Origin of the sequence: Pigmentiphaga kullae (assembly GCF_004216695.1) — a bacterium.
Lineage (GTDB): Bacteria > Pseudomonadota > Gammaproteobacteria > Burkholderiales > Burkholderiaceae_B > Pigmentiphaga > Pigmentiphaga kullae.
The window spans coordinates 680983-693584 of sequence record NZ_SGXC01000003.1; the positions used below are offsets into that span (position 1 = coordinate 680983).

A 12602-nucleotide genomic window follows, 5' to 3' on the forward strand; every position below is an offset into this window, starting at 1 on the left:
CCGGAACCGATGGGCGGCCGCCGGCCGGCATGGTGGTAAACTTCCGCGCTTCGGGGCGGCGGTAGCTCAATTGGATAGAGCACAGGCCTTCTAAGCCTGGGGTTACGGGTTCGATTCCTGTCCGCCGCGCCAGCCTGCCCGCCTTTGGTTTCCCTTCCCCCGCCAGGTCCGCTTCTTGCGAAACGTCTTTCCGTCGTGGCTACGGAGGATGCGCCTTGGACTGGTCCGGAATCTTCGCCTTTTCCATTCCGCCGCTGGAAACCCTGGTTCGCGGCACGGTCATGTACTGGCTGCTGTTCCTGTTGTTCCGCTTCGTCGTCCGGCGCGACGTGGGCTCGATGGGCATCGCGGACATCCTGCTGATCGTGATCGTGGCGGATGCGGCCCAGAACGGCATGGCCGGCGACGGCAAGAGCGTGAGCGATGCGGCGCTGTTGGTGAGTACGCTGGTGGCCTGGAACATGGCCCTGGATCGCGTGGCTTTCCATTTCCCGTGGATGCGCCGCTTCGTCGATCCGGAAAAGATCATGTTGATACGCAACGGCAGGAAGCTGCGCGGCAACATGCGGCGGCAATCGATCACCGACGAGGAACTCGAGGCCAAGTACCGGCAGCAGGGCATCGAGTGCATCGAAGACGTGAAAGCGCTGTATCTGGAAGCCGACGGCAACGTCAGTGTCATCAAGCGGAAATAGCGGCACGCTAAAGCGCGATGCGCGGCCGCAGCCAGCGATAGCCGTAGCCGCGCAGCCGCAGCCGGACCGGGTGGCCCGAGGGCGCGTCGTAGGGGCCGTCGGCCATCACGTCGGTCATGTGCTGGCAGTCGGCGTCGTGCAGGGTGAACTGCACGTCCTCCGGCCCGAGGTTGGCCAGCGTCAGCACCGCCACGCCGTCCAGCTCGTGCCGCAGCGCCAGCACCTGCGGACATTCGATGGCGGCGGGCCGGCAGTGGCCGCCGCCTATCTCGCGCATGCCCAGCCGGGCACGGATCATCTTGCCGGTATGGGTCAGCAGCGAGTCCTCGTCCAGCGATTGCGCGTAGACGTTGACGTGCCGGTAGTCATAGGGCCCCGAGTCGATCAGCGGCACCGCCAGTTGTCCCGGACGCGCGGCCGAAAAGCCCGCGCCGGGTTCGTCCGACCATTGCATGGCCGTGCGCACCGCCAGCCGTTCTGGCAGCGACAAGTCGTCGCCCATGCCGATTTCCTCGCCATAGCGCAGGATGGGCGTGCCCGGCAGGCAGAACAGCAGCGCATGCACCAGCGCCAGCCGCCGCTTGTCACCGCCCAGCATGGGGGGCAGCCGCCGCCGGATACCGCGGTGATAGATGCGCATCTCGGGATCGGGCGCGAAGCAGTCCATGACTTCCCGGCGTTCGTCCTCGCTCAGGCGCTCCAGGTCCAGTTCATCGTGGTTGCGCAGCCATAGCGCGTACTGCGCGCCTTCGGGCGGGTCGGGCTGTCCGGCCAGCGCCCGCAGCAGAGGTTCTGCCTTGCCGCGCGCCAGCGCCAGGTAAAGGTAGTTGTTCAGCCAGAAGTTGAGCACCAGGGTCAGCCGGTCGCCCCTGCCGAAGTAGTCGACGTAGTGGCAGGGAGGCACGTCCACTTCTCCCAGCAGCACGGCGTCGGCGCGCCGGCGGGAGACGAAGCGGCGCATGTCGTCCAGCAGCCAGAAGCCGTCGTCGGTGGGGTCGGGGGAGCGCGCGCTGTCTATCATGTGCGAGGCGGCGTCCACGCGGAAACCCGAGACGCCCAGCCGCAGCCAGAAGTCCATGATGCGTTCGACTTCGTGCCGCACCTCGGGATTGCCGAGATCGAGGTCCGGCTCGTGCGAATAGAAAATGTGCTTGTAGTATTGGCCGGCCTGTTCGTCCCAGGTCCAGACGCTGTCCTCGACGGTGGGAAAGATCGGTTTCTCGTCGGTGGGCTCGGGCGTGTCGGCCCAGACGTAGTAGCCGCGGTAGCGCGAGGTACGGTCGCGGCGGGCGGCCTGGAACCAGGGGTGGCGGTCGGAGGTGTGGTGCACCACCAGGTCGATGATCACGCGCAGCCCCAGTTCTTCGGCCTTGGCCATCAGCGCGACGAAGTCGGGCAGGGCGCCGAAGCGCGGGTCGACCGCCAGATGGTCGGTGACGTCGTAGCCGCCGTCGCGCATCGGCGAGGCATAGAAAGGCGTCAGCCACAGGCAGGTGACGCCCAGGCCGCGCAGGTATTCCAGCCTTTCCGATACGCCCGCCAGATCGCCCAGGCCGTCGCCGTTGGCGTCGCGGAACAGGCTGGGGTCGACCTGATAGATGATGGCGTTTCGATACCACAGCGGCACCATGTCTCAGTCCCCCGGTTCGAGCATCACGGCGTGGTCGCCGGCCAGTTCCCCGCCGAAGGCGGTGCCCGGCGCCTGGCCGTCGCTGCACAGCGCGATGCGCCAGTTTCCCGGTGGCGCGAAGCGCCGCGGCTGCGCGGCGAAGTTCACGCACACCAGGCGGACGTCGTCGCTCCGGCGGCGGCGAAAGGCCAGGACCTCGGGCGGGGATTCTAGTTCTTCCCAGTCGCCCAGCCTGAGCGCGGGACTGGCCCGGCGCAGCGCCAGCGCCTGCCGATAGAGATGGAGGATGGAGCCCTGGTCGGCCCATTGCCGTTCAGCCGCCTGCCGCGCCGGATCCGGCGGGAAGGGCAGCCAGGGCGTGGCGCCGGTCCAGCCATGGGGCGGCGCCTCTTTCCAGGGAAGGGGCGCGCGGCAGCCGTCCCGTCCGCCCGGATCGACCTGCCGCCGCGGATCGATGCGGGCATCTTCCAGGCCCAGTTCCTCGCCCTGGAACAGGAACGGGGTGCCGCGCAGCGACAGCAGCAGGATCGCGGCCGCGCGCGCCCGGCGCAGCGAGCCGTCGTAGCGGGTGCGATGGCGGACGTTGTCATGGTTGGACAGCACCCAGGTCGGCCAGGCGTCGGCCGGGCGCAGCAGGGCATCGACCTCGCGTATGCAGGTGCGGAAGACGACCGGATCCCAGGGCGCGTCCAGCGGCGGGAAGTTGAACGACATGTGCAGTTCGTCGCCGGCGCCGTAGTACTGGACGATGCTGGCGGTCGAACGGATGTTGACTTCGCCCACCAGGACGCGCTGGCCGGGATAGCTGTCCACCAGCCGGCGTATGCCGCGCAGTACCTCGTGGCTGTAGGGCTGGTCGTTGAAGTCCACCAGCGGTTCGCCGGCCAGGCAGCGCGGATGGTCGGAGAAGGTCGGGTCCTTGCCGATGCAGTGGGCCACGTCGATGCGAAAGCCATCGACGCCGCGATCCAGCCAGAAGCGCAGTACGCCGTGCATGGCTTCCACCACCTCGGGGTTGCGCCAGTTCAGATCGGGCTGCTGGGGCAGGAAGAAATGCAGGTAGTACTGGCCGGTCTGCTCGTCCCAGGTCCAGGCGCTGCCCGCGCCCAGCGCCGCCCGCCAATCGTTGGGTTCGTCGCGCCAGATATACCAGTCGCGCCGTGGGCTGGCCCGGGACGAGCGCGCATCCAGGAACCAGGGGTGCCGGTCGGACGTATGGTTGGGCACGAAGTCCAGCAGCACGCGCAGGCCCCGTGCGTGGGCCTCGTCGATCAGCCGCTGCGCATCGTCCAGCGTGCCGAACAGCGGGTCGACGTCGCAATGGTCGCTGATATCGTAGCCCGCGTCCGCCATGGGCGAGCGGAATATCGGCGACACCCACACGGTATCGGCGCCCAGGTCGCGCACGTGGTCCAGGTGGGCGAGCATGCCGGGAATATCCCCCACGCCGTCGCCATTGGCGTCGGCGAACGAGCGGGGATAGATCTGGTACACCACCGCGTTCTTCCACCAGGCTTCGTCCGAGCGTGTGCCATTCATGCGGATTGCCGGCCTTGTTCTTGTCGGGGCGGGCGGTCCAGCAAGTGATATTCCCAAGGGAAATCCGCAAGCCAGGTGGGTACGCTAGGCGGGGAACGGCGGTTGAACTTTCTCCGCCGTGGCATTGCCTCATGGGTGTACCGTCTGCAGGAGACTTCTATGTCGGAAGGCGCAGGAGAGCACTACAAGGGTTATTACATACGCACCGTGGCGCGTGCGGTCAATCATCCCCGCGACGGCATGACGTCGCTGTTCGAGGGAACCGCCACGGTATCGCTGGACCCGGGGTCGCAGTACCACCCCATCCCTCCCGACCAGCACCTGGGCGACGACCAGGTGTTCGGCACCGAGTTCGAAGCCCACCGCTACGCCGAGAAAGCCGCCAGGCGCTACATCGACAAGCTCGAAAAAGGAAAGTAGCGCCGTGGCCGGATGCGTCCGGCGCTTGCCCATCCCCGTTTTCCAGGACGCAGGCCAGGGCATGGACCCTGGCCTGCCGGAACGCTTGGTCCGAGCGTGTCTTACTGGCCGGATTTCTGTTGCTGCTGCCCGGGTTTTTGCTGCTGGCCGGTCTGTTGCCGTTGCTGCTGTTCCTGCTGCTGTTGTTCCTGACCGCGCTGCTGGCCTTGCTGCTGGCCTTGTTGCGGGTTCTGGGGGCGCTGGCCGCCTTGCGTCTGCTGGCCGGGGGACGGTTGCTTCTGTTGATTCATGAGCCTACTCCTTGATTATATGGATGCGGGCAAGGGCGCAAATGCCCGCTTGGCGGTGGGTGCGTGACGCCGCTTTGATTTATCCGCAATTCCTGTTCCGCAGTCGGCGGGCCACGTCGCGGATAATCGAGAAGGCCCTCGCATGTAATTATTGGATGAGGCGCTTGTAAATTTTTCTCGGCCGCAAATGGATGGGGACATTTTTCCTGTAGGTATTTACCTCATGCGGGAAAACGATAGGTTTGAGGGATTGATTTCGTGAAATCTACGCGTTAACCCTGGAAAAATTAGTTGATTTTGTCCACTTTGTTGCCGATGTGCCGCGCTATTTCTGGGAATCCGGCGCGCAGGGGTCATATCCCCGCATTTACGCAGGGATATATGGGTAAAGAAAAATTCATATAAGCCCCCCCATGCCCGGCAATATGCTTGTATCCGAACGAAACGAAAACGAGTTGACTAAGCGCACGATGCGCCGCATAGTCATTTTCGAGGTGTCAGGCTAGGGTTCTCTCGGTTGGGTCGGCAAGTCGGCTTTCCATTTGGGCACGCCCCGTTCTTGATCCCGGTTAAGTGATTATCGCGGTACGCACATATTCAAAGAAGGAAATGCATCATGGCGACAGGCATCGTTAAATGGTTCAACGACGACAAGGGGTACGGGTTCATCATGCCGGATGATGGGGGGAAGGACTTGTTCGCCCACTTCTCGGAAATCCAGGCTGAAGGCCGCAAGACGCTGTATGAAAACCAGAAGGTGAGCTTTGAGGCCGTGCAGGGTCCGAAGGGCCCGCAGGCTTCCAAGATCCGTATCCTGTAAGCCGTTCGTCCCGGCCTGACAAAACGCCCCTGCCATGCAGGGGCGTTTTGTTTTGGGCGAAGGCCTCCGGCCGGCGGCAGGCAATAAAAAATCCCCGGAGGCCGCCTGGCCTGGGGATCGGTGCCGCGCCTTGGCTGGCGCGGGTGCTGAATGCGGGGTGGGGTGGCTGATGGGACTCGAACCCACGACAACCGGAATCACAATCCGGGACTCTACCAACTGAGCTACAGCCACCACTTGCAGCGCCTGACCGGAAAGCCCGATCAAGCGAGACCGCTATTCTAGCGAATTTCTGGCGATTACGCGAATCGGCCCGGCCGCTAGCGTTCCAGCCTGACCTCGAAGTAGGCCGTGTCGGTTTCGCCCAGCGCCGCGAAGCCTTCCTGGGCCGCCTTGATGGCCGCGCGCTGCCAGCGCAGCGCCAGCGATCTGTCCTCTTCCGAGATCTCGTCCAGCGATTCCTCGGCCCAGCTCCAGGCCTTGTAGGCGGCGGCGAGGCCTTCGGTGCCGCCCAGCGCCTTTTCCAGCGTACGGGCGTAGCGGCGTTCGGCCTGGAGCCGCAGTTCCTCGGGCAGTTGGGGATAGTCTTGCAGGGTGACGGTATACATGGTTTTTCGCACACGTTACTGTATGTATATACAGTATCCGCCGAAAATCATGACGAAATCAAGAGGCTCGCGCAAGGGTCTCGTGGCCGCCACGGGAATGGGGGTTGCTCGCCCCTGGATACGCCGCATTCGCGGCGTTTTTTTTCAGGAGAGTAACCATGCAGATCGCAGAAATCATGACCCGCGACGTCGCCTTCCTGTCGGCCGACGAACCCGTCCAGCGCGCGGCGCAATTGATGGCCGACCTGGACATCGGCTCGGTTCCCGTTTGCGATGGCCGCCGGCTGGTGGGCGTCGTGACGGACCGGGACATCGCGGTGCGCTGCACCGCGGCTGGCGCGCCGGTCTCGACACGGGTGAGGGAGGCCATGACGCCCCATGTGAGCTGGTGCTATGCCGACGAGGATGCCGAGACGGTCAAGGCCAAGATGCGGGACGAGCAGATACGCCGCCTGCCCATCCTGGGCACGAACAACGAACTGGTCGGGGTCGTCTCGCTTGGGGACCTGGCTACGCGGGCCGGGGGGACGGACGATGCGCTGGCGGGCATTTCGGAGCCCGCGCGTGCGTCGGGGGAGTTGTTTCGTTAGGCCGATGCCTGGCGGGGCCCCGGCCGGATGGCCCCGGCCGGATGGCCGGGGCCGGGGGGATCACGAGCTTCCGGGGCTCGTCTGCACCGCTTCCTCGCGGGAAGGGCTCTGGGCCTGGGCCTGCGACTCCGCCGCGCGGCGCTGGCGGTGAGCGTGGCTCAGGGCGCCCGCGGCCCGGGCTTCCTCAGAATTGAATTCGTGCGCGTTACCCGACTGGTGGGCGGCACGCCCCCCCTCGGCGGAAATGGCCCGCTGTTTCTGCGGATCCATGGCGGCAAAGCCCCGGGGGCGCTTCTGGCTCGTAAGCGTAGGCATGAAGTTCTCCAAGATAGGGAATGGTTCTGCTGACGAGCCCGCGGGGTCGCAATCCCCGTGCCAGCCTGCTTGGGCTGGGCAGTCCGGCGGTATCTGGCCCTGGCCCGGCCGGGCGTCGTGGGGGCGGGCAGGATTTACACGCAGTCCTGGTGATTTATGCATGCGGCCGCCGCAGGCATGCTGGGGGCCCGCCGGGTACGGCGCGTGCTGGAGCATGGTGTCGGAATACGGGAGACCCGCATGCGGACCGTGGAAGAGATTACGCGCGCGATGCGTGAGCGCAAGCTGCTGCTGGTCACCGCCGAATCCTGCACGGCGGGCCTGATCGCGGCGATGCTGGCCGACGTGGAGGGGGCCGGCGCCTTGCTCGATTGCGCCTTCGTGGTGTATTCGCCCGATGCGAAGCGGCATGCCCTGGGCGTTCCCGAGCGGATCCTGCGCAACTACAACCTGACCAGCGAACATGTGGCGCGCGCCATGGGCCGGGGCGCGCTGGCGCGCAGCCGGGCCAATGTGGCGATCGCCAATACGGGCGTGGCGGACGGGGGTGGCGACGGTGTCGCGGCTGGCACCCAGTGCTATGCGTGGGTGTTCCGCGGGCAGGGCGGAGAAATCACGGTCTACAGCGAGACGCGCCGCTACGCGGGCGGACGCAATGCCGTCCGGGAGCAAGCGGCGCGGCATGCGCTGGAGCGCCTGCCGCATTATGCCGACCTTGCGGCGCGCGCCTAAGATGGCGCGGCCGCCACGGCATCAGTGTTGCCCGGTCGTGTCGGACCCGGTTTCCTCGGTCTGGCACAGGGTGGCGATGACGTTCTGCCAGCCTTTCTTGAACGAGGGGTGGGCCTCGTTCAGCGTGGGCTCCACCTGTTGTGCGATGGCCTGCATCACCTGGCGCAGTTGTTCGGCGTTCGGATGGGCCGAAATCAGCATGCTCACGACGTTCTGCAAGGCGGTGAGTTGTCCCTTCATGAATTCAGGGTCGGTCACGTTGGCTCCTTCTACGGCTTGTTCTGGGGAATTTGCAAGGCTCGGATCGAGTCCAACCGGCATGTTAACGGTTCCCTGCCCAGGGTGTTTCAACAAGGGTTTTCGCCAACCTCGGGATAGGTAGATATCCCAGTATGGTGGCGCTGACATCGAGGCCCGGTTGGTCTACGATGGGCGCACGCTGGAGGGCCGTATTCATGGCAACAATGGTGATTGATCGTAAGAAGCTGGTGTGTTTTGTCGTAGCGGCCACTGACCCGGCCGGCGAATCGCGTTGGTGCGCGCTCAACGAAGATCGTGAGTGGCTGACCAACCTGGGCGCCGAACCCGCGGCCGCGGCCGAAAAGGCCGGCGTCTATTGCTGCAACCCCAGCCCCGAAGTGCGGCGCGCCGCCGCTGAAGCCCTGGGGGTCGACCCCGGCGCCGAATTCGTCGTCCACCGATTGTTCCAATCGTCGGACAGCGACGAATGCGCCGAGGTTATCGCCCGCAAGGTGGCGCGGCTGCACTGATCCGCTCAGGCGTGCCGGTTGGCTGCCCGGGTACGGGCGGCCTTCTTGGCGGCTGCCGAGCGTCCGGCCGCGCCCTTGGTGCGAGCCGCCTTCCTGGCCGCGGCCGACCTGTCCGCCGCGCTGCGGCGCTTGGCCGCCGTCTTGGCATGAGCGGCCAGGGCGCTTTTCGACGCTCCCGACTTGCCTTCCCGTTTCAGCGCGGTCTTGGTCGCGCGTGAGCGCGTGGCGGATTTCTTGTGCGGGGCCTCGTCGCCCTTGCGCACGTCCTGTTCGGCCTTGGCCCGGGTCTTCGCGCTGGCGCGGCCCGGTTTGGGGGCGGGCAGGTCCACGCCGGAGCGGCGGGCTTCCGACAGGCCGATGGCGATGGCCTGCTTGGTCGAGCGGACGCCGTGCCGGCCTTCGCGCACGTGGTGGATCTGTTCCTTGACGAATTCGCCGGCCTGGGTCGATGCGGACTTGCCCTGGCGCTTGTCCTGCTTCGCTTTTTCGATGGTCTTGCGTTCCGGCATGATGGCTCTCCTTGCGGAAAGCCTGGGTGCAGCAACCCCCGTGCCTACGGCGCGCCTAGCTGGCGCGTCCGGACGCCCCGGTCAGCACGCAGTCGGCCACGGTGGGCATGCCGTCCTGCAGCGTGGCGCGCTCGCATTCCAGGTAGACCTTGAAGCCGCGCGGCAGCGTATCCAGCGCCACTTGCTCCGGGCAGTCGCGCCCGCCGTCGCAGGCGGGGTCGGACTTCAGCCAGACCCGCACCGGATGGGCCGGATCGGCCGCCTTCAGATCGAGTTGCAGTTCGCCGGCACCGACGATGTGGACCTTCTGCAGGCGTCCCGTCACGATGAAGGGGCCCTGGCGGTATTTTTCCAGCGCGCGCGGGTCGCGGGCGGTGAAGTCGACGTAGACCAGTTCGGCGTCGTAGCGGGGCGGGCCGTCGGCCGAGGCCGCCGGCGCGGCGGCAGGGAGGGAGTCCGGAGGGGATTTCGAGCAGGCGTACAGGGAGACCAGCGCAAGGACGAGAAGCGGCAAGCGGCGATACATGGGATGTCCTGTGGGCGGGAAACGCGGCGTTTCCCGGAAGGCGCTCGTCCGCGTCGGGACGGCCTCAGGGGGTAGTGTAAACGGTCGCGCGGGCCGCCGGCTTGCCGGGCGGGTTGGCCATGGACGTGCCGGTGGGCGCGGCGTTGGTACGGGCGCGGCCGGCGGGCAGCACCGGCGCGACCTCCGGGCGGACTTCCGTCAGGCTGTTCTGCAGCATGTAGTCGTTCATTTCCTTCCAGCCGGTGAAGATGGCGGCCTTGGACATGTGCGGATTGAACGTGTAGCAATCTTCCAACGCCCGGCCCGCCTGGCGGCAGGCGCTGCCGATGGCGCGCCCTTCGGAATCCTTCCTGGCCTCGATCTGCGAGACGGGTTGCAGCCCCAGGTAGTCGCAGCCGGCCGCCGCCAGCAGGGCGCATGCGGCCAGCAGGCGGCATCCCGCGCGCAGCGTGCGGCGGGCCGGCGGGATGGCGGAAGAACGGAGAAGAAGGGTTCGCGGGCTCATGAACACCTTATCGGACGCGGGCCTGCGGAACTGTAGGGCGAACTCAATTTGCCCGCGGCGCTGCCGATAAACGGGGCATGACCGGCCATATCCCCTCCCATCTCCCCCCCGACGGCGCGCCCGGCGACCTGAGCGCCGAGGACCTGGACGCCCTGGCCCGCTCGCCGCTGTTCGCCGGCTGCACGGCCGAGCAGCGCGGCCTGGTCCGGGCATTCGCCTTCGCCACCCATCTGGCCCATGGCGCGATCCTGCTGCAGCCGGGCGAGCCCAATCACCATGTCTATGTGCTGGTCGAGGGGCAACTGGCCGCTTTCCTCGACGCCGACCTGCAGAAGCGGGTGGCGCGCTTCGTGCCCGGCGACAGCCTGGGCGAGCATGCGCTGGTCGGGCCCGAGGGCGGCACCGTGTACGTGGCCGTGCAATGGCCCGCGCGGCTGGTGGCGCTGGAGGCGACGCGGCTGCGCGCGGTGATGGAGACCGTGCCGCGCATCGCGCTGAACGCGCTGGACATGCTCAGCGCCAGGCTGCGGGCCGCCAACCTGCGCCACGATCCGCGCGAGACAGCCGCCGGCATCGACTTCATGGCCAGCCACGATGCCGTCACGGGACTGTACAACCGCCGGTGGATGGCCACGGCCTATCCCGCCGAGATGGCGCGCGCCGGGCAGGGCGGAGAATCGCTGTGCCTGGCGCTGATCGACATCGACCGTTTCGACCGCCTGAATCAGGCGTTGGGCCGCGCCGCGGGCGATGCTATCCTGCGCCAGTTGGCCGATCTGACAAGGAATCTGCTGCCGTCGCTCGACATGCTGGCGCGGGTGGGCGGCGATCGCTTCGCCGCGCTCGTTCCGGCTTCGCTGGCGGAGACGGTCGCCATGTGCGAACGCCTGCGCCTGCACGTCGGCGGACGCCAGTTCGCGCTGCGGGGCAGCCTGGGCACGCAGATCACCTTGTCGGCCGGCGTGGTCCAGGCACAAGGGGATTTTGACGCGACGCTTTCCAGGGCGCAGGCGGCCCTGGCGCGCGCCAAGGAACGGGGCCGCAACACGGTCGAACCTCCGCCGGGCTGAAGCGTTTCTTCGTCAACCGCCGTGCCCCCAAGGAGGGTTCCATGGATAGCCCGGGTACCGAATTCGACAGTCTCCTGCCGCCCCTCAGCCTGAACCGGCGCGGCTTTCTTACCACCACGCTGGCCGGCGGCTTCACGCTGGCCGCGGGGCCTGTCATGGCCCAGACGGTGGTCCGCACCGACACGAACGGCCTGGTCGCGGGCGAGGTCAGGATACCCGTGCGCGACGGCGAGATCCCCGCCTACCGGGCGGCGCCGGCCGGCAGGAAGAACGCGCCGGTGGTGCTGGTGGTGCAGGAAATCTTCGGTGTGCACGAATACATCCGCGACGTCTGCCGCCGCTGGGCCAAGGCCGGCTACCTGGCGGTCGCGCCCGAGCTGTACGCGCGCCAGGGCGATCCGTCCAAGTACACCGAGATCGCCAAGCTGGCCGCCGAAGTGGTCAGCAAGGTGCCCGACGACCAGGTCCTGGCCGATCTCGACGCCACCGCGCGCTGGGCCGCGGCCCATGGCGGCAGCCGTTCGCGGGTGGGCGTGACCGGCTTCTGCTGGGGCGGGCGCATCGTCTGGCTGTATGCGGCCCACAACCCCGCGGTCAAGGCCGGCGTGGCCTGGTACGGGAAGCTGGTCGGCGATCCCACGGCCTTGCAGCCGCTCAACCCCGTCGACGTGGCCGCGCAGGTGAAGGCGCCGGTGCTGGGGCTTTATGGCGGCCAGGATGCGGGCATTCCGCTGACGTCCATCAATGCGATGAAGGACGCCCTGGCCAAGGGCGGTCCGGCTGCCCGCGAGTCGAGCTTCGTGCTGTTCCGCGATGCGCCCCACGGATTCCACGCAGACTACCGGCCAAGCTATCGCGAAGCCGATGCGAAGGAAGGCTGGCGGCTGGCCCGGGACTGGTTCGCGCGGCATCTGTGAGCGCGGTTCCCCCGATATCCCGGCCGGCGGCGGACCACCCGCCGCTGTGGCTGGTCCTGGATGCCTGCGTGCTGATGTCCAGCATCCTGCGACCGCTGTTTCTGGATCTGGCCCAGTCCGGCTGGTTCCGGCCGGTCTGGAGCGAGCGCATCGGGGTGGAATGGCGGCGCAACGCGGCCCGCATCTGGGAGGTCGCGCCGGCGCTGCTGGAGGCGGAGTGGGCGGCCATGGGCCGCCGCTTCCCCGAGGCCGACGCCGGCGATGTCTCCGCCTACGAAGTGGGCCTGCACTACAGCGATCCCAAGGACAGGCACGTGGTCGCCGCGGGGCTGGCCAGCCGTGCCCGCAGCGCCTCGGCGGTGCGTCCCGAGGTGTGCGTGCTGACCTGGAACCTGAAGGATTTCAACCGTTCGGAGCTGCGCCGCCTGGACGTGTCCGTGCGGGATCCGGACCGGCAACTGGCGGCCTGGGTGGACCAGGACCGGCCCGGTCTCGTGGCCGCGCTGCGGCGCCTGCCGGACTATGCCCGGATCCTGGGCCGCGAGGAATCGCCGGCGGCCATTCTGAAGCGCGAACGCCTGTTCCGCACGGCGCGGCTGCTGGCCGGCGACATCGATTCGTAAAACTCCGGAAGTTACGTATACTTCTGTTTCTGCAACTGAGTTT

Annotated in this window: 18 protein-coding genes and 2 tRNA genes; 11 read left to right on the forward strand and 9 right to left on the reverse strand. The window is 67.1% G+C overall.

Annotated features, from left to right (window positions below; all coding sequences use genetic code 11):
- Positions 1-55: 55 nt before the first annotated feature.
- Positions 56-132: transfer RNA gene (locus EV675_RS25965), tRNA-Arg, on the forward strand.
- A gap of 83 nt (positions 133-215) precedes the next feature.
- Entirely contained in the window at positions 216-695 is a 480-nt protein-coding gene (locus EV675_RS25970; RefSeq protein WP_130361368.1) for a DUF421 domain-containing protein, read from the forward strand.
- A 7-nt stretch (positions 696-702) separates the two neighbouring features.
- On the opposite strand, the gene EV675_RS25975 is transcribed toward EV675_RS25970, so the two are convergent.
- Together EV675_RS25975 and EV675_RS25980 are read right to left on the reverse strand one after the other, a co-directional pair.
- Entirely contained in the window at positions 703-2325 is a 1623-nt protein-coding gene (locus EV675_RS25975) for an alpha-amylase family protein (protein WP_130361370.1), read from the reverse strand.
- 3 nt (positions 2326-2328) lie between these two features.
- On the reverse strand, positions 2329-3864 hold the full coding sequence (locus EV675_RS25980) for an alpha-amylase family glycosyl hydrolase (protein WP_130361372.1): 1536 nt from the start codon (positions 3862-3864) through the stop codon (positions 2329-2331).
- A 159-nt stretch (positions 3865-4023) separates the two neighbouring features.
- Between EV675_RS25980 and EV675_RS25985 the strand changes: the two genes are divergently transcribed.
- The 3 genes from EV675_RS25985 (at position 4024) to EV675_RS25995 (ending at position 5394) form a co-directional block, all read left to right on the forward strand.
- Positions 4024-4284, forward strand: coding sequence for a hypothetical protein (locus tag EV675_RS25985; protein ID WP_130361374.1), 261 nt, complete (start codon positions 4024-4026; stop codon positions 4282-4284).
- A 119-nt stretch (positions 4285-4403) separates the two neighbouring features.
- The gene (locus EV675_RS25990) at positions 4404-4589 is read left to right on the forward strand and encodes a hypothetical protein (RefSeq protein ID WP_130361376.1); all 186 of its coding nucleotides are present in this window, start codon (positions 4404-4406) and stop codon (positions 4587-4589) included.
- 601 nt (positions 4590-5190) lie between these two features.
- Positions 5191-5394 (forward strand): cold-shock protein, encoded by a 204-nt coding sequence (locus EV675_RS25995; RefSeq protein ID WP_124690387.1) that lies wholly within the window; start codon positions 5191-5193, stop codon positions 5392-5394.
- A gap of 158 nt (positions 5395-5552) precedes the next feature.
- Here EV675_RS25995 and EV675_RS26000 read toward each other — a convergent pair.
- A tRNA-His gene (locus EV675_RS26000) sits at positions 5553-5628 on the reverse strand.
- Between the two features lie 86 nt (positions 5629-5714).
- Complete coding sequence (locus EV675_RS26005) at positions 5715-6002, reverse strand: hypothetical protein (RefSeq protein WP_130361378.1); 288 nt, start codon at positions 6000-6002, stop codon at positions 5715-5717.
- Between the two features lie 158 nt (positions 6003-6160).
- Here EV675_RS26005 and EV675_RS26010 point away from each other — a divergent pair, with 158 nt between their 5' ends.
- Complete coding sequence (locus EV675_RS26010; protein ID WP_130361380.1) at positions 6161-6592, forward strand: CBS domain-containing protein; 432 nt, start codon at positions 6161-6163, stop codon at positions 6590-6592.
- Positions 6593-6652: 60 nt separating this feature from the next.
- On the opposite strand, the gene EV675_RS30255 is transcribed toward EV675_RS26010, so the two are convergent.
- Positions 6653-6907, reverse strand: a complete 255-nt coding sequence (locus EV675_RS30255) for a KGG domain-containing protein (protein ID WP_124690384.1) — start codon at positions 6905-6907, stop codon at positions 6653-6655.
- Between the two features lie 240 nt (positions 6908-7147).
- Here EV675_RS30255 and EV675_RS26020 point away from each other — a divergent pair, with 240 nt between their 5' ends.
- Positions 7148-7639, forward strand: a complete 492-nt coding sequence (locus EV675_RS26020; protein WP_130361382.1) for a CinA family protein — start codon at positions 7148-7150, stop codon at positions 7637-7639.
- Between the two features lie 21 nt (positions 7640-7660).
- Here EV675_RS26020 and EV675_RS26025 read toward each other — a convergent pair whose 3' ends face one another.
- On the reverse strand, positions 7661-7897 hold the full coding sequence (locus EV675_RS26025; RefSeq protein WP_087839677.1) for a hypothetical protein: 237 nt from the start codon (positions 7895-7897) through the stop codon (positions 7661-7663).
- Between the two features lie 197 nt (positions 7898-8094).
- Between EV675_RS26025 and EV675_RS26030 the strand changes: the two genes are divergently transcribed.
- Positions 8095-8409, forward strand: a complete 315-nt coding sequence (locus EV675_RS26030) for a hypothetical protein (protein WP_124690381.1) — start codon at positions 8095-8097, stop codon at positions 8407-8409.
- Positions 8410-8414: 5 nt separating this feature from the next.
- On the opposite strand, the gene EV675_RS26035 is transcribed toward EV675_RS26030, so the two are convergent.
- The 3 genes from EV675_RS26035 to EV675_RS26045 all read right to left on the reverse strand — a co-directional run bounded on the left by EV675_RS26035 (position 8415) and on the right by EV675_RS26045 (position 9949).
- Positions 8415-8918 (reverse strand): DUF6496 domain-containing protein, encoded by a 504-nt coding sequence (locus EV675_RS26035; protein WP_130361384.1) that lies wholly within the window; start codon positions 8916-8918, stop codon positions 8415-8417.
- A gap of 55 nt (positions 8919-8973) precedes the next feature.
- A complete protein-coding gene (locus tag EV675_RS26040) occupies positions 8974-9444 on the reverse strand; it encodes a hypothetical protein (protein ID WP_130361386.1) in 471 nt (156 codons plus the stop codon).
- Positions 9445-9508: 64 nt separating this feature from the next.
- Positions 9509-9949 (reverse strand): hypothetical protein, encoded by a 441-nt coding sequence (locus tag EV675_RS26045; protein ID WP_207222054.1) that lies wholly within the window; start codon positions 9947-9949, stop codon positions 9509-9511.
- 77 nt (positions 9950-10026) lie between these two features.
- Between EV675_RS26045 and EV675_RS26050 the strand changes: the two genes are divergently transcribed.
- From EV675_RS26050 to EV675_RS26060, 3 genes are all read left to right on the forward strand, one after another.
- Positions 10027-11019, forward strand: coding sequence for a GGDEF domain-containing protein (locus tag EV675_RS26050; protein ID WP_130361388.1), 993 nt, complete (start codon positions 10027-10029; stop codon positions 11017-11019).
- A 41-nt stretch (positions 11020-11060) separates the two neighbouring features.
- Entirely contained in the window at positions 11061-11936 is an 876-nt protein-coding gene (locus EV675_RS26055) for a dienelactone hydrolase family protein (RefSeq protein ID WP_130361390.1), read from the forward strand.
- Between the two features lie 74 nt (positions 11937-12010).
- Positions 12011-12559 carry a PIN domain-containing protein gene (locus EV675_RS26060; RefSeq protein WP_130361953.1) on the forward strand — a complete coding sequence of 183 codons (549 nt, stop codon included), beginning with the start codon at positions 12011-12013 and terminating at the stop codon, positions 12557-12559.
- Positions 12560-12602 lie beyond the last annotated feature (43 nt).